The organism is Nocardioides sp. NPDC092400, assembly GCF_040684155.1.
GTDB lineage: Bacteria > Actinomycetota > Actinomycetes > Propionibacteriales > Nocardioidaceae > Nocardioides.
Window position 1 is genome coordinate 1006587 of record NZ_JBFBFJ010000001.1, and the last position, 24443, is coordinate 1031029.

Annotated in this window: 27 protein-coding genes; 16 read left to right on the forward strand and 11 right to left on the reverse strand. The window is 74.4% G+C overall.

From position 1 onward, the window contains the following. Nucleotides 1-21: 21 nt before the first annotated feature. Both AB0N29_RS04920 and AB0N29_RS04925 read left to right on the forward strand, forming a co-directional pair. On the forward strand, nucleotides 22-606 hold the full coding sequence (locus AB0N29_RS04920) for a DUF5998 family protein (protein WP_302270904.1): 585 nt from the start codon (nucleotides 22-24) through the stop codon (nucleotides 604-606). A gap of 11 nt (nucleotides 607-617) precedes the next feature. After that, entirely contained in the window at nucleotides 618-1757 is a 1140-nt protein-coding gene (locus AB0N29_RS04925) for a nucleotide pyrophosphatase/phosphodiesterase family protein (RefSeq protein WP_302270906.1), read from the forward strand. Between the two features lie 53 nt (nucleotides 1758-1810). On the opposite strand, the gene AB0N29_RS04930 is transcribed toward AB0N29_RS04925, so the two are convergent. Together AB0N29_RS04930 and AB0N29_RS04935 are read right to left on the reverse strand one after the other, a co-directional pair. Beyond that, the gene (locus AB0N29_RS04930) at nucleotides 1811-3478 is read right to left on the reverse strand and encodes an AMP-binding protein (RefSeq protein WP_364864561.1); all 1668 of its coding nucleotides are present in this window, start codon (nucleotides 3476-3478) and stop codon (nucleotides 1811-1813) included. A 75-nt stretch (nucleotides 3479-3553) separates the two neighbouring features. Then, complete coding sequence (locus tag AB0N29_RS04935) at nucleotides 3554-4207, reverse strand: thymidine kinase (protein WP_302270909.1); 654 nt, start codon at nucleotides 4205-4207, stop codon at nucleotides 3554-3556. A gap of 41 nt (nucleotides 4208-4248) precedes the next feature. Between AB0N29_RS04935 and AB0N29_RS04940 the strand changes: the two genes are divergently transcribed. Beyond that, on the forward strand, nucleotides 4249-5097 hold the full coding sequence (locus AB0N29_RS04940) for a sulfurtransferase (RefSeq protein WP_364864565.1): 849 nt from the start codon (nucleotides 4249-4251) through the stop codon (nucleotides 5095-5097). Here AB0N29_RS04940 and AB0N29_RS04945 read toward each other — a convergent pair. Next, nucleotides 5078-7075, reverse strand: a complete 1998-nt coding sequence (locus AB0N29_RS04945; protein ID WP_364864567.1) for an SDR family oxidoreductase — start codon at nucleotides 7073-7075, stop codon at nucleotides 5078-5080. The genes AB0N29_RS04940 and AB0N29_RS04945 overlap by 20 nt on opposite strands. Nucleotides 7076-7095: 20 nt before the next feature. Beyond that, nucleotides 7096-8118 (reverse strand): septation protein SepH, encoded by a 1023-nt coding sequence (sepH, locus tag AB0N29_RS04950; protein ID WP_364864569.1) that lies wholly within the window; start codon nucleotides 8116-8118, stop codon nucleotides 7096-7098. A gap of 88 nt (nucleotides 8119-8206) precedes the next feature. Here sepH and AB0N29_RS04955 point away from each other — a divergent pair, with 88 nt between their 5' ends. From AB0N29_RS04955 to AB0N29_RS04965, 3 genes are all read left to right on the forward strand, one after another. Continuing rightward, a complete protein-coding gene (locus AB0N29_RS04955) occupies nucleotides 8207-8824 on the forward strand; it encodes a trimeric intracellular cation channel family protein (protein ID WP_302270915.1) in 618 nt (205 codons plus the stop codon). A 92-nt stretch (nucleotides 8825-8916) separates the two neighbouring features. Then, nucleotides 8917-9915 carry an ATP-binding cassette domain-containing protein gene (locus AB0N29_RS04960; protein ID WP_364864572.1) on the forward strand — a complete coding sequence of 333 codons (999 nt, stop codon included), beginning with the start codon at nucleotides 8917-8919 and terminating at the stop codon, nucleotides 9913-9915. Beyond that, nucleotides 9912-10772 carry an ABC transporter permease gene (locus AB0N29_RS04965; RefSeq protein WP_364864574.1) on the forward strand — a complete coding sequence of 287 codons (861 nt, stop codon included), beginning with the start codon at nucleotides 9912-9914 and terminating at the stop codon, nucleotides 10770-10772. The genes AB0N29_RS04960 and AB0N29_RS04965 overlap by 4 nt, the downstream gene beginning before the upstream one ends. 39 nt (nucleotides 10773-10811) lie before the next feature. Here AB0N29_RS04965 and AB0N29_RS04970 read toward each other — a convergent pair whose 3' ends face one another. Beyond that, nucleotides 10812-12455 (reverse strand): ABC-F family ATP-binding cassette domain-containing protein, encoded by a 1644-nt coding sequence (locus AB0N29_RS04970; protein ID WP_364864576.1) that lies wholly within the window; start codon nucleotides 12453-12455, stop codon nucleotides 10812-10814. A 132-nt stretch (nucleotides 12456-12587) separates the two neighbouring features. On the opposite strand from AB0N29_RS04970, the gene AB0N29_RS04975 reads away from it, so the two are divergent. Beyond that, entirely contained in the window at nucleotides 12588-12974 is a 387-nt protein-coding gene (locus tag AB0N29_RS04975; RefSeq protein ID WP_302270920.1) for a hypothetical protein, read from the forward strand. Between the two features lie 88 nt (nucleotides 12975-13062). Continuing rightward, the gene (locus AB0N29_RS04980; protein WP_364864579.1) at nucleotides 13063-13752 is read left to right on the forward strand and encodes a DUF6766 family protein; all 690 of its coding nucleotides are present in this window, start codon (nucleotides 13063-13065) and stop codon (nucleotides 13750-13752) included. Nucleotides 13753-13772: 20 nt separating this feature from the next. On the opposite strand, the gene AB0N29_RS04985 is transcribed toward AB0N29_RS04980, so the two are convergent. Further along, a complete protein-coding gene (locus AB0N29_RS04985; RefSeq protein ID WP_364864581.1) occupies nucleotides 13773-14621 on the reverse strand; it encodes a helix-turn-helix transcriptional regulator in 849 nt (282 codons plus the stop codon). Nucleotides 14622-14722: 101 nt separating this feature from the next. Here AB0N29_RS04985 and AB0N29_RS04990 point away from each other — a divergent pair, with 101 nt between their 5' ends. Beyond that, the gene (locus tag AB0N29_RS04990) at nucleotides 14723-15487 is read left to right on the forward strand and encodes an SDR family NAD(P)-dependent oxidoreductase (RefSeq protein WP_364864583.1); all 765 of its coding nucleotides are present in this window, start codon (nucleotides 14723-14725) and stop codon (nucleotides 15485-15487) included. Nucleotides 15488-15530: 43 nt separating this feature from the next. Here AB0N29_RS04990 and AB0N29_RS04995 read toward each other — a convergent pair whose 3' ends face one another. Both AB0N29_RS04995 and AB0N29_RS05000 read right to left on the reverse strand, forming a co-directional pair. Further along, nucleotides 15531-16832 (reverse strand): D-arabinono-1,4-lactone oxidase, encoded by a 1302-nt coding sequence (locus AB0N29_RS04995; RefSeq protein ID WP_364864585.1) that lies wholly within the window; start codon nucleotides 16830-16832, stop codon nucleotides 15531-15533. 9 nt (nucleotides 16833-16841) lie between these two features. Next, entirely contained in the window at nucleotides 16842-18062 is a 1221-nt protein-coding gene (locus AB0N29_RS05000; protein ID WP_302270927.1) for an MFS transporter, read from the reverse strand. Nucleotides 18063-18139: 77 nt separating this feature from the next. Between AB0N29_RS05000 and AB0N29_RS05005 the strand changes: the two genes are divergently transcribed. The 3 genes from AB0N29_RS05005 to AB0N29_RS05015 all read left to right on the forward strand — a co-directional run bounded on the left by AB0N29_RS05005 (nucleotide 18140) and on the right by AB0N29_RS05015 (nucleotide 20538). Continuing rightward, nucleotides 18140-19273 (forward strand): ferrochelatase, encoded by a 1134-nt coding sequence (locus AB0N29_RS05005; RefSeq protein ID WP_364864588.1) that lies wholly within the window; start codon nucleotides 18140-18142, stop codon nucleotides 19271-19273. Beyond that, entirely contained in the window at nucleotides 19270-20115 is an 846-nt protein-coding gene (locus tag AB0N29_RS05010; protein WP_364864590.1) for an inositol monophosphatase family protein, read from the forward strand. The genes AB0N29_RS05005 and AB0N29_RS05010 overlap by 4 nt, the downstream gene beginning before the upstream one ends. A gap of 132 nt (nucleotides 20116-20247) precedes the next feature. Continuing rightward, entirely contained in the window at nucleotides 20248-20538 is a 291-nt protein-coding gene (locus AB0N29_RS05015) for a DUF4193 domain-containing protein (protein ID WP_154611873.1), read from the forward strand. A gap of 99 nt (nucleotides 20539-20637) precedes the next feature. On the opposite strand, the gene AB0N29_RS05020 is transcribed toward AB0N29_RS05015, so the two are convergent. Next, nucleotides 20638-20928 carry a DUF4235 domain-containing protein gene (locus AB0N29_RS05020; protein ID WP_302270933.1) on the reverse strand — a complete coding sequence of 97 codons (291 nt, stop codon included), beginning with the start codon at nucleotides 20926-20928 and terminating at the stop codon, nucleotides 20638-20640. Between the two features lie 21 nt (nucleotides 20929-20949). Beyond that, nucleotides 20950-21444, reverse strand: coding sequence for a DUF3093 domain-containing protein (locus AB0N29_RS05025; RefSeq protein ID WP_364864593.1), 495 nt, complete (start codon nucleotides 21442-21444; stop codon nucleotides 20950-20952). Nucleotides 21445-21495: 51 nt separating this feature from the next. Here AB0N29_RS05025 and dut point away from each other — a divergent pair, with 51 nt between their 5' ends. Genes dut through AB0N29_RS05045 form a run of 4 tightly spaced genes read left to right on the forward strand, consistent with a single transcriptional unit; the run spans nucleotide 21496 to nucleotide 23713 of the window. Next, nucleotides 21496-21960 (forward strand): dUTP diphosphatase, encoded by a 465-nt coding sequence (gene dut, locus AB0N29_RS05030; protein ID WP_364864595.1) that lies wholly within the window; start codon nucleotides 21496-21498, stop codon nucleotides 21958-21960. 45 nt (nucleotides 21961-22005) lie between these two features. Further along, nucleotides 22006-22635: a DUF3710 domain-containing protein gene (locus tag AB0N29_RS05035; RefSeq protein WP_302270936.1), complete on the forward strand. Its 630-nt coding sequence runs from the start codon at nucleotides 22006-22008 to the stop codon at nucleotides 22633-22635. Then, nucleotides 22632-22985 (forward strand): OB-fold nucleic acid binding domain-containing protein, encoded by a 354-nt coding sequence (locus tag AB0N29_RS05040; RefSeq protein ID WP_302270937.1) that lies wholly within the window; start codon nucleotides 22632-22634, stop codon nucleotides 22983-22985. Before AB0N29_RS05035 ends, AB0N29_RS05040 begins: the two co-directional genes overlap by 4 nt. Then, nucleotides 22982-23713: a DUF3159 domain-containing protein gene (locus AB0N29_RS05045; protein WP_302270938.1), complete on the forward strand. Its 732-nt coding sequence runs from the start codon at nucleotides 22982-22984 to the stop codon at nucleotides 23711-23713. Before AB0N29_RS05040 ends, AB0N29_RS05045 begins: the two co-directional genes overlap by 4 nt. Nucleotides 23714-23752: 39 nt before the next feature. Here AB0N29_RS05045 and AB0N29_RS05050 read toward each other — a convergent pair whose 3' ends face one another. Further along, nucleotides 23753-24385, reverse strand: a complete 633-nt coding sequence (locus AB0N29_RS05050) for a LysE family translocator (protein ID WP_364864598.1) — start codon at nucleotides 24383-24385, stop codon at nucleotides 23753-23755. Nucleotides 24386-24443: the final 58 nt, after the last annotated feature.

Here is a 24443-nt window from a genome sequence, read left to right on the forward strand (position 1 = left end):
GGTGCGTGACACACTGCGCGCATGCGCAGCCGCACCACCGACGACCGGGACCGGGCCACCGAGCTCCGGCACGCCATCGACCGCACCGGCTACTACCCCGAGGTCGTCGGGGACGGCGTGGCGGCGGCGGTCGCGGGCGAGCAGGTCCTGTCGTTCTTCGTCCACCACGAGCCGACCTTCGAGCGTGACGAGGTACGTCGCCACCTCAGCGTCGTGGTGCTGACCCCCAGCCGGCTGGTGCTCGCGCACACCGACGAGCACCCCGGCGACGACCTGCTGCCGGAGCCCTACACCTCGACCTCGACCGAGGCGGTCAGCCTCTCGGCGGTCAAGTCCGTGGTCGTCACCCGCAACATCGCCAACCCGACCTCCGGTCCCTCGCGGCCCGCCGAGGTCGTCATGACCATCGGCTGGGGCGGGGTCGCCCGGATCGACCTGGAGCCGGCCGGCTGCTCGGACCCCAGCTGCGAGGCCGACCACGGCTACACCGGCGTGCTGTCCTCCGACGACTTCTCCCTGCGGGTCTCCGCCGCCGCCGACGGGGCCGACGCGGTCCACGGGCTGCTGTCCTTCGCCGAGTCGCTCTCGGCCGCCACCCACGCCTGACGCCGACGACCGTGTCCTCCTCGAGCCCCTCGCCGGTGGACTTCCACGAGCCGGCCTACGGCCAGCGCTCGCTCTCCGACGTCGTGCCCGCCGTCGCGGTCGCGCTGGGCGTCGACCTCGGCGGGCCGACCCCGACCGGCCTCGAGCTGCCGCCGGCCTCGTCGTACGTGCTGTTCCTGGTCGACGGCCTCGGGCACCGGCTGCTGGAGCGGCACGGCCACGCCGCGCCGTACCTCTCCTCGCTGCTAGGGCAGGCCCCCGCCACCGCCGGCGTGCCGTCGACCACCGCGACCAGCCTCACCTCGCTGGGCACCGGCCTCGTGCCGGGCGTGCACGGCCTGGTCGGGTTCACCACGCGGGTGCCGGGCACCGACCGGCTGCTCAACGCGCTGGCCTGGTCCAAGGACGTCGACCCGCTCGAGTGGCAGCCGCACCCGACCGCGTTCGCGCGGCTCGGCTCGGCCGGCGTCTCGGTCCGGGTCGTGAACAAGCGGGAGTTCGCCAGCAGCGGGCTGACGCTGGCCGGCTCCCGCGGTGCCGAGTACGTCGCCGCCGACAAGGTGGGCGAGCGGGTCGCGGCGGCGGTCGCCGCCTGCGTCGAGCGGCCGTCGCTGACCTACCTCTACGACAGCGACCTGGACTGGACGGGCCACCGGTACGGCGTCTCCTCCAGCCAGTGGCTCCAGCAGCTCTCGAGCATCGACTCCGAGGCCGAGCAGCTGCGCGAGGTGCTCCCGGCCGACGTGCGGCTCGTCGTCGTGGCCGACCACGGGATGGTCGACTGCCCGCCCGAGCACCGCCTCGACGTCGACGACCACCCCGAGCTCCGCGACGGCGTGCGGCTGCTCGGCGGCGAGGCGCGCTTCCGCCACCTCTACGTCGACCGCGGCGCGGTCGACGACGTGGCCGCGGCGTGGTCGTCGGTGCTGGGGGAGCGGGCGGAGGTGCTCACCCGCGAGCAGGCGGTCCGGCGCGGGTGGTTCGGGCCGGTGGACGCCTCGGTGCTGCCGCGGCTGGGCGACGTCGTCGTCGCCTCGACCGGCGACCACGGTGTGTTCTCGACGACCGACTTCTCCTACGAGAAGACGCTCGTGGGCCTGCACGGGTCGCTCACGCCCGAGGAGATGCTGATCCCGGTCCTGGTCGACTGACCACGGCGGGGCGCTCGCGCCGGCGCGCCGCCGGGCGGACCCCGGCGGGGCGCTCAGCCGAGCAGCGCGAGCCGACCGTGCTCGGCGTACTCCGCCTCGAGGTCGGCGACCCGCTCGGCCGTGAGCGGCCGGTAGGCGCCGTCGACGCGCTCGAAGACCGGGTCCGCACCGCGCCACAGCAAGCGGCGCAGGGAGGGCTTGTCCACCTTGCGGGTCGCGGTGACCGGCAGGTCGCTGGTCAGCCGCACGAGCCGGGGCGCCCACTTGGTGCCGAGGTCGGCCTGCTCGTCGAGGAACGCCGCGAGGTCGGAGCCGTCGACGGCGGCGGGGTCGGTGACCTGCAGCGTGGCCATCACCAGGTCGCCGGTCCGCGGGTCGGGGACGGGGTAGACCGCCGCGACGGCGACGCCGGGGAAGCGGGACAGGATCCGCTCGACCGGCGCAGCCGCGAAGTTCTCGGAGTCCACGCGCAGCCAGTCGGCGGTGCGGCCGGCGAAGTAGAAGAAGCCGTCCTCGTCGCGGTAGCCGAGGTCACCGGTCCAGAAGTCGCCGTCGCGCAGCTTCTCGGCGCTCGCCTCGGGGTTCTTGTAGTAGCCCTCGAACCGCGCCGCGGCACCGCGGGAGACGATCTCGCCGGTCGCCTCCGCGGCGTTGAGCAGCTCGCCGTCGGGGGAGAACCGCGCCGGCGGGCACGGCCGGCCGTCCTCGCCGACGACGTCGATGGTGAAGCCGACCTGCGGCAGGCCCAGGGCCGCGCCGGGCGTCTCCGGGGTGCGGATGATGTAGCACGTGCCCTCCGAGGAGCCGTAGGACTCCGAGACGGCCACGCCGTAGCGCCGGAGGAACTCCTCGCGGTCGCGCGTCGAGGCCTCGGTGCCGAAGCCGAAGCGCAGCTTCGTGCGGCCCTCGTCGGGGCTCTCGGGCTGGGCCAGCACGTAGGCCAGCGAGCGGCCGACGTAGTTGAAGAAGGTGGCGCCGGTCTCGAGGACGTCGGCGAGGAAGCCGGACGCCGAGAACCGGCGCCGCAGGGCGAACGCCGCGCCGTGGTTGATGCACGGGCCCCAGGCGGCCATCAGCGCGTTGCCGTGGAAGAGCGGCATCGCGTTGTACGCCACGTCCTCGGGCCCGACCGGGATCGGGGTCAGCTGGCAGACCGTCGCCCAGCGGCCGGTCGAGCAGATGACCGCCTTGGGCGCGCCGGTGGAGCCGGAGGTGAAGAGCAGCAGCAGCACGCTGCGCGGGTCGAGCCCCTCGGGCGTCGCCTCGACCGGGGCGCCGGCGTGGCGCGCCAGCAGCGCGGCGTACTCCTCGCCCTCGACGTCGAGCACCGTCCCCGCGCCGTGGTCGAGGCCCTCGAGCAGCGCGTCGTGCGGGGCGGAGGTGAGGATCACCGCGCAGTCGGTCCGGCGTACGTCGGAGGCGAGCTCGGCCCCGCGCCGGGTCGGGTTGACGCCGACGACCGTGGCGCCGGCGAGGGCGGCGCCGGCCACGAGGAAGAGGTACTCCGGGGTGTTCTCGAGCAGCACGCCGACGTGCCAGGGGGCGTCGGCCGGGCGCAGCTCCTGGAGCACCGCGGACCGCACGGCCGCCTCGGCCAGCACCTCGCGCCAGGTCCACCGGCGGCCCTCGAAGACCAGCCCGGTGCCGTCGTCCTCCGCGCGGGCGAGGAACAGCTCGGCCATCGTGGCGTGGGGCAGGACGGGCATGGTGGCGTCGGTCACGTCGGCATTGCACCCGGTGGGCACGGGCCGGCGCGAGGGCCGATCCCGCAGACCGGGACGACGCGACGAGGGGGGCTACCCGAAGGGCAGCGGCTCGGGCGCCAGGGAGACCGCCTTCGCCCGGGCCGCGGTGAGGCGGCGGCGGTGGTGCTGGCGGCACAGCACCTCGTAGGCGACGTCGGCCGGCACGACGCCCGCCTCGTCCACGTCGCCGACGACGATGACCTCGCCCTCGACGACCATCGCGCCGTTCTCGGTGCGCGCGTTGTGCGTGGCGCGCTTGCCGCACCAGCACAGCGCCTCTACCTGGAGCACGTTCATCCGGTCGGCGATCTCGACCAGGCGCTGTGACCCGGGGAACAGCGCGGTCCGGAAGTCGGTGAGGATGCCGAAGGCGAAGACGTCGATCTGCAGCTCGTCGACGACCTTGGCGAGCTGGTCGACCTGCTCGCGCGTGTAGAACTGCGCCTCGTCGCAGATCAGGTAGTCGATCCGGCCGCCGTGGGTCAGCGACTCCACGACGTAGCGCCAGAAGTCGAAGTCCGGGCCGACCTCGATCGCGTCGTGGGTCAGCCCGAGCCGGCTGGAGATCAGTGCCTCGCCGGCCCGGTCGTGGGTGGTGAAGATCCGGCCGGCGCGGCCGCGGGCCGCGTGGTTGTGGTTCGTCTGGAGCGCCAGGGTCGACTTGCCGGAGTCCATCGTCCCGGTGAAGAAGTGCAGTTCCGCCACCGGCGGATCCTCCCACGTGTCGTGGGCCGGCACGCGGCAGGATGGGTCCCGTGACCGGACCGCTCATCACTGCCCAGGCGCTGCAGGTGCTCCTCGCCGAGGAAGTCGCGGGGGTCACGGTGCTCGACGTCCGCTACCGGCTCGGCGGACCGCCCGGTGCCGAGGAGTTCCGGCGCGGTCACGTCCCGGGTGCGGCGTACGTCGACCTCGACCGCGACCTCGCCGGGCCGGCCGGCCCGCGGGGCCGCCACCCGCTGCCGCGGACCGAGGACCTGCAGCGGGCGATGCGGGCGGCCGGGGTGTCCGACGGCCGCCCGGTCGTCGTCCTCGACGACTGGTCCGGGCACGCGGCGGCGCGGGCGTGGTGGCTGCTGCGCTTCCACGGCCACACGGACGTGCGCGTGCTCGACGGCGCCTGGCCGGCCTGGCTCGCCGCCGGCGGGCCGGTCGAGCAGGGCCCGACGACGGTGCCGGCCGGCGACTTCACCGCACGGCCCGGCGGCATGCCGGTGGTCGACGTCGAGGGGGTGCCCGGCGTCGAGGTGCTCGTGGACGCCCGGGCGCCGGAGCGGTACCGGGGCGACGTCGAGCCCGTCGACCCGGTCGCCGGCCACGTGCCCGGCGCGGTCAACGTCCCGACGTCGAGCAACCTCGCCGCCGACGGGCGCTTCCGCGACGCGACATCGCTGCGCGAGGTCTACGCGGCGGTCGGCGCCACGCCGGGGGCCGACGTGGCGGCGTACTGCGGCTCGGGCGTGACCGCGGCGCACGACGTGCTGGCGATGGAGGTGGCCGGTGTGCGGGCCGCGCTGTGGCCGGGGAGCTGGAGCGAGTGGGTGGCCGAGCCGGGGCGTCCGGTGGCGACCGGCGCTACCAGTGGACGCCCTTGAGCACCCGGGCCAGCACCAGCTGCTCGGACCCGCGCGTCGCCGCGGACCCGTCACCCCCGGTGCCGGCCGCGGCGGCGGTCGAGTCCGGGAACACCTGGTAGGCGAGGTTCAGCACGCGGAACGTCGTCCGCGGCGCCACGGTGTGGGCGATCGCGCCGGCGGTGCCGAGCAGCGTGCCGATCCGGTGCGGCCGCTCGACGATCGCCTCCAGCACGAGGTCGGCGGCCTGGGCGGGGGAGATCGCCGGGAACCGGTCGTAGAGCCTGGTCGGAGCGATCATCGGCGTCCGGACCAGCGGCATGTGGATGGTGGTGAAGGTGATGCCGTCGCCGACCAGCTCGCTGGCCACCACGTCGCTCCAGGAGTCCAGGGCCGACTTGGAGGCGACGTACGCCGAGAAGCGCGGCGGGTTGGTCTGCACCCCGATCGAGCTGACGTTGACGACATGGCCGTCCTGCTGCTGCCGCATCGCCGGGAGCAGCCCGGTCACCAGGCGGACCGCGCCGAAGTAGTTGAGCTGCATCGTGCGCTCGAAGTCGTGGAACCGGTCCTCGGACAGCCTCAGCGAGCGTCGGATCGAGCGCCCGGCGTTGTTGACGACGACGTCGACCGACGGCAGGTCGCTCAGCAGGGCCGCGCAGAGGTCGTCGATCGCGTCGAGGTCGGAGAGGTCGCAGGGGTGCACGTGGGCGGTGCCCCCGCGCAGCTCGATGACCGACCTGAGGTCCTCCAGCTTGTCCTTGCCACGTGCGACCAGGACGGGGACGCCGCCGGCCTGGGCCACCTTGAGCGCGGTCACCTGGCCGATCCCGGACGAGGCGCCGGTGATCACGACGTGCTTGCCCCGCAGCGCCTCCCGGATGCGGGGGTCGCGTGCCGTGGAGGTGTCCAGGTGGTCCTCCCAGTAGGTCCACAGGGTGCGGGCGTACCCCTCGAGGTCGGGCACGCTGATCCCCGAGCCCGCGAGCGCTCGCTCGGTGCGCCGGGAGTCGAAGACGGCCGTGAACGAGGTGTGGGCGAGCACCTCGGCCGGGATGCCCACCCGGCTGGTCACCGGGTCCAGGAGCCGCTGCACGGCGGGGTTGCCCACGACACCGGAGAGCAGCGCGGCCGGTCGCAGCACGCGCGGGAGCAGCCCGGGTCCGTCGACCGACGTCACGAAGCGGGGAGCCCCCGCGGCGGCGCAGAAGGCATTGACGGCCTCGAGCACCGGTCGCGGCTCGGGGTCGACCAGGTGGAAGGCCTCGCCGTCGTGCCCGGGCAGGTGGGCGAGGTGGTCCAGCGCGGAGGCCACGTAGTCGACCGGCACCACGTTGGTCGCGCCGAGGTCGAGGCCGACCATCGGCAGCCAGGCGGGCAGCGTGTCGCGCAGGGTCTTGAGGAGCGGGAAGAAGTAGTAGGGCCCGTCGACCTTGTCCATCTCGCCGGTCGCGGAGTCCCCGACGACGATCGCGGGCCGGTAGACCCGCCAGGGGACCGCCGCCTCGGCCCGGACGATCCGCTCGGCCTCGTGCTTGGTGCGGTGGTACGCCGAGGGCAGCCGCTGGCCCTCGTCGAACATCGTCTCGTCGAAGCGGCCCACGAAGTCGCCGGCCACCGCCACCGAGCTGACGTGGTGCAGGCGGCCCGCGCCGAGCGCCTCGGCGAGCTCGAGGGCGTGCCGGGTGCCCTCGACGTTCATCGCCTCGTTGGCGGCGTCGTCGGCGGTCATGTCGTAGACCGCGGCGAGGTGGAAGAAGTGCTCGACGCTCCCGGCGTGCTCGCTCACCCACGCCGGGTCGACGCCGAGCCGTGGCTCGGTGAGGTCCCCGACCACGGGGACGACCCGGTCGCTGCGCCAGCGTCGGCGCAGTGCCTCCAGCCGGGGCAGCGAGGCCGCCCGGCACAGCACGTGCACGTCGCCCTCGCGGTGGTCCAGCAGCTCCTGGACCAGCCGGCGGCCGATGAAGCCTGTGGCGCCGGTCACGAAGTACGACATGGCGGGAGGCTACTCCCGGATCACTCCTGCTTGCCGCCGCCGAACATGATCTCGTCCCAGCTGGGGACCGAGGCGCGGCCGCCCTTCTTGCGGACCGCTCGCCGTGGCGGCGGCTGCTCGGCGGGCTCGGGGTCCGGCTCGGGCTCGTCGCGCACGGCCGGCTGCTCCGTGGTCGGTGCCTCGGCGTCGGCGGACCCGCGGTCGAGCGCGGCCGCGTCGGCGGCCTCCTCGGCCAGCGCGCGCTCCTGCTCGGCGGCGCCCGGCTCGGTGGCGGGGGCGGTGTCCAGGAACGCCTCGACCGGCTGGTCGTCGTTGACCGGCTGGTCGTCGTTGACCAGCTGGATGGCGTCGTCGCCCAGCTCGTCGCCCGGCTCGCCGCCGAGCGGCAGCTCCTGGTCCACGAGGTCGACGGTGGTGAGCCGGCGCTGGCGGGCCTGCTGGAGGTCGTCGCGCGCCGGCTCGGGCTCGGGCAGGGCCTCGCCGACCAGCCAGCGGGCGTCGTCGTTCTCCAGGAGCACGAAGTTGCCCGGCATGTCGAAGACCAGCTCGGCGATCCCGCTGCGCTGGGTGGTCTCGTACGCCGCGACCAGCGCCCAGCGGCCGTCGTCGCGGCGCCACGAGTCCCACTCGACGGTCCCGGCGTCGACGTGCACCGAGCGCAGGTGGGCCTCCACCGCCTCGCCGAGGGTGCGGGCCGTCCCCGAGGCCTCACCGGCGCGGCGACGTACCGAGGACCGCTGGGCCCGGTCGGCCACGTGGCGGCGCTCGTCGAGCACCGGCCCGGCGAAGGCCATGATCTTCTCGACCGAGGTGCCCGCGGCTGCCGCGACGTCCTCCGTCGACGCCCCCGCCCGGATCCGGGCCTGGATGTCGCGGGGCCGGAGGGTGCTCTCCATCTGCTTCTCCATACGTCTCGGCGGGTGCTGGCGCAGGGCGCTCCGGAGGCGCTGGTCGATGTCGAGCTCATGCTCGCCACCGGCGTCGTCGGTCAGCAGCAGACGCGTCCCGTCCTCGCTCACTCCGGTGAGCTCGAGGTGCGCCATGGGTGTCTGGTCCTTGCCCGGTCGTTCCTGCTGGTCGTGGGCCCAGAGCCTACGCCAGCCGACCCGCGCGGCCGGGTAACCTCCGAGCGTGCCGACACTCGTCGTCCTCGACCTGGTCGGGATCTTCGTCTTCGCCATCTCCGGCGGCCTGGTCGCCGTCCGCAAGGACCTCGACGTCTTCGGCGTGCTGCTGCTGGCCGGGACCACCGGTCTCGGTGGCGGGTTCGTCCGCGACGTGCTGATCGGGGTCACCCCGCCCACGGCGCTGGCCGACTGGCGCTACCTCGTGGTCCCGGCGGTCGCCGGCCTGCTGACCTTCGGCTACCACCCGGTGCTGGGCCGGATGGAGCGGACGGTCAACGTCTTCGACGCCTTCGGCCTGGCGCTCTTCTGCGTCGCCGGGGCGCTGAAGGCGCTCGACCACGGGCTGGGCCCCGTGCCGGCGGCGCTCCTGGGGATGACCACCGGGATCGGCGGCGGCGTCCTGCGCGACCTGCTGGCCGGGCGGGTGCCGGTGGTGTTCCGCGGCGAGCTGTACGCGACGCCGGCGCTCGCCGGGGCGCTCGTCGCCGTGGTCGGAACCGAGCTCGAGGTGAACCGGGTGCTCGTCAGCGTGGTGGGTGCGGCGGTGTGCCTCGTGTGGCGCCTGCTCGCGCTGCTGCGGGGGTGGCAGGCACCCCGCCCGCAGGGCGCCGCGAGCGTCTGAGCCGGTCCGGGCGGCCGGTCCGACGTCCTGGCTCCTCGCCGGCGGACCGATGAGTTGCCGCACTGTCGGAGGTCGGTGCCACTGTGATCCGCATGACACCAGACCTCGCGATCGAGACCCGCGGCCTCGTCAAGACCTTCGGTGAGACCCGGGCCGTCGACGGCGTCGACCTCACCGTCCCGGTCGGCGGCGTGTACGGCGTGCTCGGGCCGAACGGCGCCGGGAAGACCACGACCATCCGGATGCTCGCGACGCTGCTGCCGCCCGACGGCGGCACCGCCCGCGTGCTGGGCCACGACGTGGCCACCGAGGCGGCGACGGTCCGGTCCCGCGTCGCGCTGACCGGCCAGTTCGCCTCGCTCGACGAGGACCTCTCCGGGCAGGAGAACCTCGTGCTCGTCGCGCGCCTGCAGGGCTACGACCGCTCCGGCGCACGTCGCCGGGCGACCGAGCTGCTCGAGGCCTTCGACCTGGGCGCAGCGGCGCGCAAGCAGGTCAAGGCCTACTCGGGCGGCATGCGCCGGCGCCTCGACATCGCGGCCTCGATCGTCGTCCGGCCCGACCTGATGTTCCTCGACGAGCCGACGACCGGCCTGGACCCCCGCAGCCGCAACCAGGTGTGGGAGATCGTCCGGGCGCTGGTGCGCGCGGGCACGACGGTGCTGCTGACCACCCAGTACCTCGAGGAGGCCGACCAGCTCGCCGACCGGATCGCCGTCATCGACCACGGCCGGGTGATCGCCGAGGGCACCAGCGGCGAGCTCAAGGCCTCCGTCGGGTCCGGCGCGGTGAAGGTGCGGGTGGCCGACCCCGCCGACCGCGAGCCGCTCGCCGCGCTCCTGGCCGAGGAGCTCGACGCCGACCCGGTCCTCGACTCCGACCCGGCGTCGGTGTCCTTCCGGGTCACCGACCCCACCCGGGTGGCCGGTGCCCTGCACCGGGCGGGCGAGCGGGGCCTCGGGATCTCGGAGTACTCCCTCGGCCAGCCCAGCCTCGACGAGGTCTTCCTCGCCCTCACCGGCCGCCCGGCGGAGGACCCGACCGCCGCCACCGCCACCGACCAGCCGACCACCGAAGGAGTCCCGGCATGACGACGACCGCGCGGACCGAGCACGGCCGCAGCACCGACCACGCCCCGTCCCTCGACGCCTCGGTGATCGCCGTCGTCGGGGGCGCCGAGCGGCCCCGCCACGCCGGCCCGGTCTCGGCGTCGGTGACCTACGGGTGGCGGGCGCTGCTGAAGATCAAGCACGTCCCCGAGCAGCTCTTCGACGTGACGATGTTCCCGATCATGTTCACGCTGATGTTCACCTACGTCTTCGGCGGGGCGATGGCGGGCTCACCGGGGGAGTACCTCCAGTACGCCCTGCCCGGGATCCTCACCCAGACGGTCGTGTTCATCACGATGTACACCGCGCTCACCATCAACACCGACATCGAGAAGGGCGTCTTCGACCGGTTCCGCTCGCTGCCGGTGTGGCGTCCGGCGCTGCTGGTGGGCGCGTTGCTCGGGGACACGCTCCGCTACGCGATCGCGTCGCTGGTCGTGCTGGCGGTCGGCCTGGCCATCGGCTACCGCGCGCCGGGCGGCGTCCTGGGCGTGCTCGCGGCGGTGGTCCTGCTCGTGCTGTTCTGCGTGTCGCTGACCTGGGTCTGGCTGATCGTGGGGCTGAAGGTCCGCACCCCCAACGCGGTGATGGGGACCTCGATGATGGTGCTCTTCCCGCTGACGTTCGTCTCCTCGGTGTTCGCGCCGCCGGAGACGATGCCGGGCTGGCTGCAGTCCTTCGTCGACATCAACCCGATCACGCTGCTCGTCGAGGCCGCCCGCGGGCTGATGAACGACGCCGCGGACGCCGGCGACATCCTGGTCGTGGTGCTGATGTCGGTCGCCATCACCGCGGTCTTCGCGCCGATCGCGCTGCGGCTCTACAACCGCAAGACCTGAGCACCGCGCGGCCGCCCGGGTGGCCGGCGGTGGGCGGCGTCAGCCGTGCCGGACGACGACCCGGCCGGCGTCAACCTCCCACCGCTGGTCGAGGTCGACGTTCTCGAGCAGCCGGCGGTCGTGGGAGACGAGCAGCAGCGCACCGTCGTACGACGCCAGCGCCTGCTCGAGCTGCTCGATCGCCGGCAGGTCGAGGTGGTTGGTGGGCTCGTCGAGCACGAGCAGGTTGACCCCGCGGGCCTGCAGCAGCGCCATCGCCGCGCGGGTCCGCTCCCCGGGGGAGAGCCGGCCGACCAGGCTGGCGACCTGGTCGGCCTTGAGCCCGAACTTCGCCAGCAGCGTGCGGACCTCGGCCTGGGTCAGCTCGGGCACCACCGCCTCGAAGGCGGCCCCGAGGGGCAGGTCGTCGTCGAGGCCGGTGCGGGCCTGGTCGATGACGCCGATCGCGACGGAGGCGCCGAGCGACGCGGACCCGGTCCCGGGCGCGGTCCGGCCCAGGAGCAGCCGCAGCAGGGTGGTCTTGCCGGCGCCGTTGGGACCCGTGATGCCGATCCGGTCGCCGGCGCTGACCTGCAGCGAGGCCGGTCCGAACGCGAAGTCGCCCAGCCGGAGCGTCGCCTCGTTCAGCGTCGCGACCACCGAGCTGGACCGCGGTGCCGCCGCGATGTCGAACTGCAGCACCCACTCCTTGCGCGGCTCCTCGACCTCCTCGAGCCGGGCGATGCGGGACTCCATCTGCCGCACCTTCTGCGCCTGCTTCTCCGAGGACTCGGTCGCGGCGCGGCGGCGGATCTTGTCGTTGTCCGGGCTCTTGCGCATCGCGTTGCGGACGCCCTGGGAGCTCCACTCGCGCTGGACCCGGGCCCGCTTGACCAGGTCGGCGCGGGTGTCGGCGTACTCCTCGTAGGCCTCCCGGGCGTGCCGGCGGGCGACCGCACGCTCCTCGAGGAACGCGTCGTACCCGCCGTCGTAGACCGTCACCTGCCCCTGGGCGAGGTCGAGCTCGACGATCCGCGTGACGCACCGCGCCAGGAACTCCCGGTCGTGGGAGACCAGCACCACCCCGCCGCGCAGCCCCTGGACGAAGGCCTCCAGCCGCGCGAGGCCGTCGAGGTCCAGGTCGTTGGTCGGCTCGTCGAGGAGCACGACGTCGAACCGGCTCAGCAGCAGCGCCGCCAGCGCGACGCGCGCCACCTGGCCGCCGGAGAGCGAGGTCATCAGGGTGTCGGGACCGAGCGCGAGCCCCAGGTCGGCGAGCACGGGCCCGACCCGGTCCTCGAGGTCCGCAGCGCCGCTGGCCAGCCACCGGTCGAACGCCGCGGCGTACGCGTCGTCGGCACCCGCCTCGCCCGAACCGAGCGCCGACGCGGTCGCCTCCATCGTCGCCGTGGCCTCGGCGGCACCCGTGCGTCGCGCGAGGTACTGCGCGACGGTCTCGCCGGGCACCCGCTCGTGCTCCTGCGGGAGGTAGCCGACGAACGCGTCGGTGGGGGCGAGCTCGACGGTGCCGGCCATCGGCGGCGTCGCACCCGCGAGCAGCCCGAGCAGGGTCGACTTGCCCGCGCCGTTGGCGCCGACCACCCCGACGACGTCGCCGGGGGCGACGGTGAGGTCGAGGCCCTCGAAGAGCACCCGGTGGCCGTGTCCGCCGGACAGGTCCCTTGCGACGAGCGTGGCGGTCACGGCGCGAGCGTAGTCGCGGCCGCGACGGACGGTTCGCCGAGGTGGGCCCGGGGTACCTCGTGCGCCCGAGCGACAGGAGGTGCTGGGGTGCGACGGCGGCACGGACGGGCGACCGGGCCCGTGGCGGGGCTGATGAGCGCGGTGGTGGCGGCGACGGCGGCGGCGCTCACCGGGTGCGGCGCCGCGGCGGACGAGGACGACGCGGCGGCGGTGGTGGACCGGTTCCACCGGGCGCTGGCCGAGGGCGACGGGCGGGCGGCGTGCCGGCTGCTGAGCCCGCGCCTGGAGTCGCAGCTGCCGGCTGCGGGGGAGTCGTGCGCGGAGGCCGTGCTGGCCAAGCAGGTGCCCGAGCCCGGCCGGCCGGTCGAGGCGTCGGTCTACGGCACGATGGCGCAGCTGCGGTACGACGGCGACACGGTGTTCCTCACCGAGCTCGAGCGGGCCGGCTGGCGCATCGTCGCCGCGGCGTGCAGCGAGGTGCCCGGGCACCCCTACGACTGCCGGGTCTCGGCGGGCTAGGGGGAGCCGTGCGCACGATGTTCTGGACCTACCTGGCCGTCATCTGGGCCGGGCTGGCGTACTTCCTGCTGATCGCGCTGAGGCACACGTGAGCGCGGGCTCGCCGGCGCGCTGGGTGCGCGAGCAGTCGCTCTCGCTGTTCTTCGGTGCGCTCTTCCTCTTCACGCTGGTGGGCCAGGCCCTCGCCGGGTGGCACCAGTTCAACGACCAGCAGCTCGCGGACGGGATGGGCCGGCTGAGCCTGGGCCAGTACCTCACCTCGGCAGACTTCGCGGTCGACGTGACCGAGAACTGGCAGAGCGAGTACCTCCAGTTCCTCGTCTTCCTCGTCGCCGGCATCTGGCTGTTCCAGAAGGGCTCCACCGAGTCCAAGAAGCTGGACCGGCCGGGCCTGGAGTCCGACGAGGACCAAGAGGTGGGTCCGCACGCGGCCGACGACTCGCCGCCCTGGGCCGCGGCCGGTGGGTGGCGCACCGGGGTGTTCTCCTCGTCCCTGACCCTGATGATGAGCGCGATCTTCCTGGTCTCCTGGCTGGCGCAGTCGGTGGCCGGCTGGGCGGCGTTCAACGAGACCCGCCTCGCGCAGCTGCAGGACCCCATCACCTGGGGCCAGTACCTCCTCGACGCCGACTTCTGGGCGCGCACCCTGCAGAACTGGCAGTCGGAGTTCCTCGCCGTCGGCTCGATGGTGATCCTGTCGGTCTACCTGCGCCAGCGCGGCTCGGCGCAGAGCAAGCCGGTCGGCGCCGCGCACGAGGAGACCGCCGACGAGGGCTGATTCCCGAGGCCGCGGCGGGGCTACCGGGCGTCGCTGAACTGCTGCGTGCCGAGCACGCCGAGCAGCCGCAGCTTCTGGTCCGACTCGCTGTGCGGCGCCGCCGTCAGGACCAGGAGCACCTGCAGCTGGTCCTCGGTGAACAGCACCTGGCAGTCCAGCTCCAGGGCGCCAACCTCGGGGTGGAGGAGCACCTTGTGGTCGGAGAACCGGCGCCCCACCTCGTGCTCCTCCCACAGCCCGGCGAACTCCGGGCTGCGCCGCTGCAGGTCCCGGACGATCTCACCGGCGCGCGAGCCCGGCCCGAGGAGCCCGTACGCCGCGCGCAGCGACGCGACCTGGGCGCGGGACTGGCGGGCGTGGTCCTCGGCGGGGTAGATCCGGCGCGACGCCGCGGGGTCGGTGAACCAGCGGTGGATCTCGCTGCGCGCGAGACCGGTGTGCACCCGCGCGTCGCCGAAGAGCGCCCGGGCCGGCTCGTTCTGGACCAGCGCCTCGCCGAGGACGGAGAGGATCACCGCCGGGGTGTCGGTGAGCCGGTCGAGCACGCGGAGCAGCGCCGGTGCGACGTACTCCGTCCCGGTCACCTGGTCCGGCGCGCTGTGCCCGGCGATCCGGTAGAGGTAGTCCCGCTCCTCGGCCGACAGCCGCAGCGCGCGGGCCACCGCGGCGAGCATCTGGGTGCTCGGCTGCGGACCGCGCCGCTGCTCCAGGCGCGTGTAGTAGTCGGTCGACATCGTCGCGAGGAGGGCCACCTCGTCGCGACGCAGACCCGGTGTGCGCCGCCGCGGCCCGGCCGGGAGGCCGACGTCGGCGGGCTGCAGCCCGTGCCGGTGGCGGGTCAGGAAGTCGGCCAGGGCGTCGCGGTCCACGTGCCCGAGTATCCGCGCCACTGCCACCGCGAGCCAGGGACCGCGGATCCCTGGACGAGCGCTCTCTGCCCGGCCCGGTGCGGGGCGGCCAGCCTGGGAGCATGCGAATCCACGGCAACACGATCTTCGTCCCCGGCGCCACCAGCGGCATCGGCCTCGCCCTCGCGCTGCGGCTCCACGAGCTCGGCAACACGGTCGTGGTCGGCGGTCGCCGCACCGAGCTGCTCGAGCGGATCGCCGCCGAGCACCCCGGGCTGCACACCGTGCGGATCGACACCACCGACCCGGTCAGCATCGACGAGGCCGCCACCGAGGTGCTCGCCGCCCACCCCGACCTCGACGTCCTGGTGACGATGGCCGGCATCATGCGCGTCGAGGACTGGACGACGCCCGCCGGCTTCCTGACCAGCGCGGAGGAGACCGTCACCACCAACCTGCTCGGCCCCATCCGGCTGGTCGCCGCGTTCATCGAGCACCTGCGCACCCGCCCCGAGGCGACGGTCATGACGGTGTCCTCTGGCCTGGCGTTCGCGCCGCTGCGGGCCACGCCGAGCTACAACGCCACCAAGGCCGCGATCCACATGCTCAGCGAGTCCCTCCGGCTCCAGCTCGCGGACACCGGCGTGCGGGTCGTGGAGCTGGAGCCGCCGTCGGTGCGGACGGGACTGCTCCCCGGGCAGGAGACCAGCGAGCTGGCCATGCCGCTCGACGACTTCGTCGCCGAGGTCGTGGGGCTGATCGAGGCCGATCCCGACGCGACCGAGATCCAGGTGGAGAACGTCAAGTTCCTGCGGTACGGCGAGGCGCGGGGCGACTACGACCAGGTCGTGGCCACGCTCAACCGGCTCGACCCGCACGGGCGCTGAGCCGGGTGCTCGGCCGACCGCCGACGGCGCGGCCGGCCCGACGTCAGGCGCCCAGCACCCGCCGCAGGTAGGCGTTGGCGAAAACCCGCTCGGGGTCGAGGCGCTCGCGCAGGGCGAGGAAGTCGCCGAAGCGCGGGTAGACCCCGGCGAGGTCGTCGGCGGTCATCGAGTGCACCTTTCCCCAGTGCGGGCGGCCCCCGGCGGCGCGCAGGACCGGCTCCACGAGGCCGAAGTAGCGACGGTGGTCGGCGCCGCGGTGGGTGTGGAAGGCCAGGTACAACGAGTCCCGCCCGGACGCGGTGGAGAGGGGGACGTCGTCGGCGGGGGTGGAGCGCACCTCGACGGGGAAGCTGACCGTCACGTCCGCGGCCTCGACGACCCGCCGGCACTCGCGCAACACCTCGAGGCCGTCCGCGCGCGGCACGGCGTACTCCATCTCCTTGAAGACCACGTGCCGCGGCGAGACGAACACCCGGTGCGCGACGTCGCTGTAGGTCCGGGCGCCGAGGGCGCGGGCGCTGAGCTGGTTCATGCGGGGGATCACCCCGGGGACGCGGTTGGCGCCCGCGGCGAGCACGCCGAAGAGCTGGTTGGAGAGAAAGTCGTCGTCGAGCCAGGCGCGCCAGCGGGGCAGCGGCTCGGCCTCGTCGGGCGGCGCGGCGAGCCGGTCGTTGCGCTTGACCAGCGTCCGGTCGGTGTGGGGGAACCAGTAGAGGTCGACGTGGTGGCTGGACGCCGTCATCTCGTCGTACGCCGCGAGCGCGGCGTCCCACGCCATCGGCTCCTCGCGTGCCTCGAGGAGGAAGAGCGGCTCGACCCGGAACGTCAGCGTGGTGAGGATCCCGAGCGCCCCCAGCCCGACCCGGGCGGTCTCGAGCACGTCGGGGTTCTCATCGGCGCTCGCGCGCAGCAGCTCCCCGGTGCCGGTGACCAGCTCGAGGCCCGCCAGCTGGGCGGCCAGCCCGCCCGCGATGCCGCCGGTGCCGTGGGTGCCGGTCGAGACGGCGCCGGCGATGGTCTGCTCGGCGATGTCGCCCATGTTGTGCAGGCTGAGGCCGAGCAGCTCGAGGCCCTCGTTGAGGTCCTGCAGCCGGGTGCCGGCCAGGGCGGTGACGGTCATCGCCTCGCGGTCGACCGACACGATCCCGGTCATGCCCGAGGGCACCAGCATCGTCTCCTCGGGCGCCGCAACCGCGGTGAAGGAGTGGCCGGTGCCGACCATCTTCACCGTGCTGCGGCGGGCGCGCGCCCGCTCGACCTCCGCCACGACGGCGGCGACGCTCCCCGGGCGCACGACCCGGCTCGGCCGTGCGCTCTCCAGCCCCGACCAGTTGCTCCACTCCACGGGCGCAACCTATCCCGCGTCGGACGGCTCCCGGGGCCGGTCGGCGCGAGCGGCCCCCGACGGGATCGCCTGCGCGGCGAGCGCGGCGACCAGGCCGGCGACGAGGCAGACGAGGTACGCCGCCGACGCACCGGAGTGGTCGACCACGAAGCCGCTGACGGTGGCGCCGGGCGCGACACCGGCGACCAGGCCGGTCTGCATGATCGCCATGCCCTCGGTGAGGCGCGCGGAGGGGACCGACTGCTCGGTGAGGGACATCGTCGCGACGAGGGTGGGTGCGATCGCCACGCCACCGGCGAGCAGCACCGCGCCCATCACCCACACCGAGTCGACGAGGAAGAGCGGCGCCATCGCGCACGCCATCGCGAACGCGCCCCAGCGCACCCGCACCACCGGCCCGCTGCGCCAGGTGACGGCGCCGGTGACGAAGCCGGCCACCAGGCTGCCCAGCGCCCACAGGGCGAGCAGCCCGCCGGCGTACGCCTCGTTGCCCTGCGCCTCGGAGAAGGCGACCGTGGTGACCTCGGCGGCACCGAACAGCACGCCCATCGCCGCGCTCACGACCGCCAGGGGCGCGATCGTCCGCCACGGCAGGGGCGGCCGGGCGCCCGTGCTGCGGTCGTGGCGGCGCGCCGGTGGCTCGGTGGCGTGCTGGGAGGCGAAGAAGAGGCTGCCGCCGACCCCGGCGACGATGGCCACCGCCAGGCCCGCGACCGGGTCGACCGTGGTCGCGAGCAGGGTGACCAGGATCGGCCCGAGGATGAAGACCGCCTCGTCGGCGACCGCCTCCAGCGCGTACGCCGTCTGCTTGTCGCTCGGCTGATCCAGCACCCACGACCAGCGCGCGCGCACGCACGAGCCGATCTGGGGCAGCGACCCGCCGGCGAGGGCGGCGGCGAGGTACGTCGCGCCGATCGGCCAGTCGGCCTCCACCGAGGTGATCAGCAGCACCATGGCGGCACCGAAGACGAGGGTGGCGGTCGCGAGCACGCGCGCCTGGCCGACGGCGTCGAGCAGCCGGCCCTGGACGATCGCGAGGACCGCGTTGGCGACCATGTACGCCGCCGACACCGCACCCGCGACGCCGTAGGACCCGGTGGAGGACTCCACGAGCAGCACGATGCCGAGGCCGACCATCGAGATCGGCAGGCGCGCGACCAGCCCGGTGGCCGAGAAGAGGGCGGCACCGGGCCGCGAGAGGATCCGGCGGTAGCGGGCGAGAGCGGTCATGGCGGGCACAACGTAGGACGGCCCGGGGAGCCCCCACCAATCGCCGGGCGTCAGGCCACGATCCATACGATGAGGCCATGTCCAGCCCTGCTGCCGCCTCCGACCCGACGCCGTACGACGCCCTCCTCCTCGTGTCCTTCGGTGGCCCGGAGGCCCCCGAGGACGTGGTCCCCTTCCTGGAGAACGTGACCCGCGGCCGGGGCATCCCGCGCGAGCGCCTCGAGCAGGTCGGCGAGCACTACTACCTGTTCGGCGGCAAGTCCCCGATCAACGACCAGAACCGGGCCTTCCTCCGGGGCCTGCGCGCCGACCTCGCCGAGGCCGGCCTGGACATCCCGGTCTACTGGGGCAACCGCAACTGGGACCCCTACCTGACCGACACCCTCGCGCAGATGGCGGCCGACGGGGTGCAGCGCGCGGCGTGCTTCATGACCAGCGCCTACTCATCCTGGTCCAGCTGCCGGCAGTACCGGGAGAACCTCCACGACGCCGTGGCCGCCCTGCCCGGGGGGTCCCCGGCGCCGAAGCTGGACAAGCTGCGCCACTACTTCAACCACCCCGGCTTCGTGGAGCCGGTCGTCGACGCGACCCTCGCCGCGCTGGCCGAGCTGCCCGAGGACCTGCGCGACGGGGCACACCTGGCGTTCGTCACGCACTCGATCCCCACCCAGATGAACGACCTCAGCGGGCCCCCGGACCAGGGTGGCGGCGCCTACGTCCGCCAGCACCTCGACGTCGCCTCCGTCGTCACCGACCGGGTCCGCGAGGAGACCGGCCGCGACCACCCCCACGAGCTCGTCTACTGCTCGCGCTCGGGCGCCCCGCACGTCCCGTGGCTCGAGCCGGACGTCAACGACCACCTCGCCGCGCTCAAGGAGCAGGGCGCCCCCGCGGTGGTGATGGTCCCGGTCGGCTTCGTCTCCGACCACATGGAGGTCATCTACGACCTCGACACCGAGGCCATGGCGACGGCCGAGGAGCTCGGCCTGCCGGCCCGCCGCGCCGGGACCGCCGGGACCGACCCCCGCTTCGTCCGGGCCGTCCGCGACCTGCTGGTCGAGCGCGCCGCGGTCGAGCGGGGCGAGGAGGTGGTCCGCAACGCGGTGGGCACAACCGGACCGATGTGGGACCGCTGCCCGGTGGGCTGCTGCGCCAACCCGCGCGGCGCCAGGCCGACGCTGACCGGCGAGCGCGAGCCGATCGACCAGTGAACCCGCCCCCGGCAGCACAGCTGCGCGACCTCGCCCTCGAGGCCGCCCGGGCGGCGGTGGTGCTGGTGCGCGAGCACGCCGCCCTCGGTGTCGGCGTCGCGGCGACCAAGAGCAGCGAGGTCGACGTGGTCACCGAGGCCGACCGGGCCAGCGAGGCGCTGGTCCGCTCCCTCCTGCTCGAGCGGCGGCCCGACGACGCGGTCCTGGGCGAGGAGGGCGACGACGTCGCCGGCACCAGCGGGGTGCGCTGGGTCGTCGACCCGATCGACGGGACCGTCAACTTCCTCTACGGCCTCCCGCAGTACGCCGTGTCCATCGCCGCGGAGGTCGCCGGGCCCGACGGCACCGAGGTGGTCGCGGGGGTCGTGGTCAACGCCGCGACCGGCACCGAGTACGCCGCGCACGTGGCCGACGACGGCACCGCCGTGGCGACCCGGGACGGCTCACCGATCGCCGTCGCGGGGCCCACCCCGCTGGCGCGCCGGCTCGTGGGGACCGGCTTCTCCTACGACAGCGGCCTGCGCGAGCTCCAGGCGCGCGCGCTCGTCCGCCTCCTGCCGCGCGTGCGCGACGTACGCCGGCTCGGGTCCTGCGCCCTGGACCTGTGCCACGTGGCGGAGGGCTCGCTCGACGGGTACGTCGAGGAGGGCGTGCACCTGTGGGACCACGCCGCGGGGGCCCTCGTCGCCCGCGCCGCGGGTGCCCGGACGGCGCTGCTCACCGGCGTCGGCGGCCGTGACCTGATGGTCTGCGCGCCCGCCCACGGGTTCGACGAGCTGCTCGCCGCGGTGGTCGACGCGGGCTACGCCGCGGGGTCCGCCGCCGGGCCCGCCGCCGGTTGACAGCGGGGGAATAGGGCACCGACAGCCGACGTTCCGGACACGCCCCGCCGAACGGTGTGGGCAACCGCCGGCCGGTCGTGCAGAATCTGGCGCCGTCGGCGGCACATCGAGCCCGAGGGGAGTGAGCGACGCATGGCGACGGACTACGACGCACCGCGCAAGAACGAGGAAGAGCAGTCCGAGGAGTCGATCGAGGAGCTCAAGGCGCGTCGCCACGACAAGAACTCCGGCAAGGTCGACGAGGACGAGGCGGAGGCCGCCGAGTCCTTCGAGCTCCCCGGCGCCGACCTGTCGCACGAGGAGCTCGCCGTCGAGGTGAAGCCCAAGCAGGACGACGAGTTCACCTGCATGAGCTGCTTCCTGGTGCACCACCGCAGCCAGCTGGCCGACGAGAAGAAGATGATCTGCCGCGACTGCGTCTGACGCAGCGCACGATGCGAAGGCCCGCGACCACCTGGTCGCGGGCCTCTCTGCATCCTGGGGGACGGCGGTGGTGCTCCGCGCCGCCCGGCAGGCGTCCTGCTACTGGTCGTCCTTGCGCAGCTCCGGCGGCAGGTGGCCGGTGGAGCGGGCGTAGTACGACGCAGCCCGGCGCTGGGCCAGCATCCGCGCCAGGCCGACGGCGATGCCGCTGGCGATCGCCCACGCGACCGCCTCGCGCAGCTCGACATCGGGGTCGGCCGGGTTCTCGGGCGGCTTCTTGCCGGTCGCCACGCGCCAGGTCCGGTCCAGCCCCTTCTTGGCCAGCGCGGCCGCGCCGAGGGCCGAGACGAGGGAGAAGACCGACCACACCTTGGAGGAGTCAGATGCCATGGCGCGACAGTACCCAGCCGCTCACGCGGACATGTCGCCGTGCCGGGCCGTGCGCATCGACTCGACCGCGGCGGCCAGCTCGTCGGGGCGGCGCGAGCTGATCAGCCAGTACGGCGCCGGGTCGGCCGGGTCGGTCACCTCGACCTTGACCGCGCGCTTGAGGTAGGGCCGCAGCAGCAGGTAGGCGCGGGCGTCCGCCTCCGGGCCGGCGACCCGCTTGGTCTCGCCCGCGTCGAGCGCCCGGGCCCCGCCCAGGTGCTCCGCGCCGATGCGGGCGCGGCCGGCGCGCAGCTCGCCGTCGGCCACGACGACCCGCGGCGCGCCGTACCCGACGAGCAGCGCGGCCATCAGCAGGAGGATCACGGCGGTGATGCTCCAGGCGACGACGCCGGGGACCGCGACCACGAGGGCGAGCCAGAGTGTCGCCACGAACATCGTCGACTGGACCCACCAGCGCAAGGGCACGCCGAGCCGCTCGTGGTGGTCGGCGGGAGTGGCGGGGACGGGCGCTGGCACGGGGTACAGCCTCCCATCCCCGGCGTGGCGCGCCTGTTCTAGGGTCCGGGCGTGACCGCCTCGCAACCCCGCCTGGAGATCCAGGTCGTCCGGCTCGACCCCGGCCTGCCGCTGCCGGCGTACGCCCACCCCGGCGACGCCGGCGCCGACCTGCTCACTACCGTCGACGTGGTCCTCGCGCCGGGGGAGCGGGCGCTGGTCCCGACGGGCATCGCGCTCGCCCTGCCTGAGGGGTACGTCGGCCTGGTGCACCCGCGGTCCGGGCTCGCCGCCAGGCACGGCGTCTCCATCGTCAACGCCCCCGGCACCATCGACGCGGGCTACCGGGGCGAGGTGAAGGTGCTCCTGGTCAACCTCGACCCCAGCGAGCCGGTCGAGCTGCGCCGCGGCGACCGCGTCGCCCAGCTGGTGGTGCAGCGCTTCGAGAGCGCGGCCTTCGTGGAGGTCGACGTCCTGCCTGACTCCGAGCGCGGGACCGGAGGTTACGGTTCTACTGGAGGGTTCGGTCGTCCGTGACCGGGCTGCGCCGCGTCGTGTGATGGCCAGTCGAGGGAGAAGCTCGTGAAGTTCCGCCGCAAGTCCGCCGAGTCCACGCCCGAGGGCGGTCCGGCCGACAGCGCCGCGGGGGGCGGGGAGCCCCTCGCGCCCGCCGGGCCGTACGACGTCTCCGAGCTCCCGCCCGGGGACGGCGAGCGGGTCGACCTCGGGTCGCTCCTGATCGGCGCCTCGTCGGGCCGTGAGCTGCGGCTGCAGGTCGACGAGAGCACCGGCGAGGTGCAGGCGGTGCTCCTGACCGGCGAGGACGGTGCGTTGGAGCTGCGCGCCTTCGCCGCCCAGCGCAACGGGGACCTCTGGAGCGAGCTGCGACCGCGGATCGTGGCCGAGATGGGCCAGCGCGGCGGCACGGCGACCGAGGTCGAGGGCCGGTTCGGCACCGAGCTGGCCTGCCAGCTGCCCGTGACGCGCCCCGACGGCCAGCGCGTGGTGCAGCCCTCGCGGATCATCGGCGTCAACGGCCCCCGCTGGCTGCTGCGCGCCACGCTGATCGGCCGGCCCGCCGTGGACCCCGAGGTGTACGAGGAGTGGGAGGACGTCATCACCACGATCGCCGTGCGCCGCGGCGAGGGTGCGGTCCCGCCCGGCGAGCCGCTCCCCGTGACCATGCCCGAGGGCGCGAGGCGGCTCGGATGAGCAGGCTGCGCCGCAGCCTGTCGCGCTGGGCCGACACCAGCGACCAGCACGCGCGCGACCTCCGCAAGACCTACGCCGCGCCGGACTGCGCGACGATCGCCGCCGCGCCCGAGCGCGAGCGGGTGCACCTGCGCGGCACGCTGCGCACGGTCACGCTGCGTCCCCGGGGCGGGGTCCCCGCCCTCGAGGCGGACCTGTTCGACGGCTCCGGCGTCATCACCGTCGTGTGGCTGGGCCGTCGGCAGATCGCCGGCATCACGCCGGGCCGCTCGATCGACGTGCAGGGCAGGATCGGCACCCACGACGGGGTGCGGATGATGTACAACCCGCGCTACGAGCTGCTGCCGTGACGACGGGCCACCCGACGGACCAGCCCGAGCGGGCACCCGAGCCGCAGCCCACGGTCGAGACCGTCGAGTCGGTCGTCCGCGCCCAGCTCGCCAAGGCGCTCGGCGGCCGCCGCGGCATGGTCGAGGCAGCGGTCCCGACCATCCTGTTCACCCTGCTGTGGCTGACCACCCGCGAGCTCGTGCTCGCCCTCGCGGTGAGCGTGGCCGCGGCGGTCGCGGCCCTGGTGGTGCGGCTGGTGCAGCGCTCGACGGTGCAGTTCGCGGCCAACGCGCTGTTCGGCATCGGCATCGGCTGGCTCTTCGTCCGGATCGCCGCGAGCCGCGGCGGCAGCGAGGACGACCAGGCGCTCGCGTACTTCCTGCCCGGCATCCTCTACAACGGCGGCTACACCGTCGTGCTGGCCCTGACCTGCCTGGTGGGGTGGCCACTGGTCGGCTTCATGGTCGGCAGCGTCACCGGCGACCCGACCGCCTGGCACGAGGACCGGCAGGTGGTCCGCCTCTGCAGCACGCTGACCTGGCTCCTGGTCCTGCCCTGCTTCCTGCGCGTCGTCGTCCAGGCCCCGCTGTGGCTGGCCGGCCACGGGGACGCGATGGACGTCGACACCGTGGTCGCCGCGCTGGGCGTGCTGAAGATCGCCCTCGGCTGGCCGCTCCAGCTCGCCGCGCTCGCGGCGATGGCGTGGGTGCTGGGCCGCGACCGCACGCCGGTGCGCCCGACCGCCTGACGGGCGTACGCCGCGGGGTCGTCCTGGGTCGGTCCTGGATCAGTCCCGGGTCGCGAGGAGGCCGCCGCCGAGCAGGCCGAGCCCGGCGCCGGTGGTGCGGTCCCACCACCGCCGGACGCGGTCGCGGCGGAGCAGCCCGCCGAGCCTCGCGCCGACGAGCACCACGGCGGCCCAGGCCACCAGGCCGAGGAGCACGTCCAGGGCGCCCAGCACGCTGACCTGCACCCAGGTCGGGGCCGGGCCGGAGACGAACTGCGGCAGCACGGCGGCGAAGAACAGCACGGCCTTGGGGTTCAGCAGGTTGGTCAGGAAGCCCTGGAGGAAGCTGGACCGGTCGGCGTGCGGTGCGTCGGTCCTCGGCTGCTCGGCGCTCCCCGCGGGCGCCGCTCCCCGGAAGGTCGGGACGACCAGGCGGCCGGCGAGGTAGAGCAGGTACAGGCCGCCGAGCACCCGCACCGTCGTGAGGAGGTCCGGGTGCCGCGACAGGAGCACCGACAGGCCGACCACCGACAGCAGGACGTGCACGCAGAGCCCGAGCTGGGCCCCCAGTGCCGCCGCCACCCCGAGCCGCCGGCCCCGGGTGGCCGCCCGGAGGATCACGACGAAGTCGGGCCCCGGCACGAGGTAGGCCAGCAGCGCCACGCCGACGAAGGTCACCCAGCTCACGTCCACGGACGTGCGGTACCCAGCGCGGTCGGCGGCAGCGGGGGAGGAGCGGACCCCTCGAACC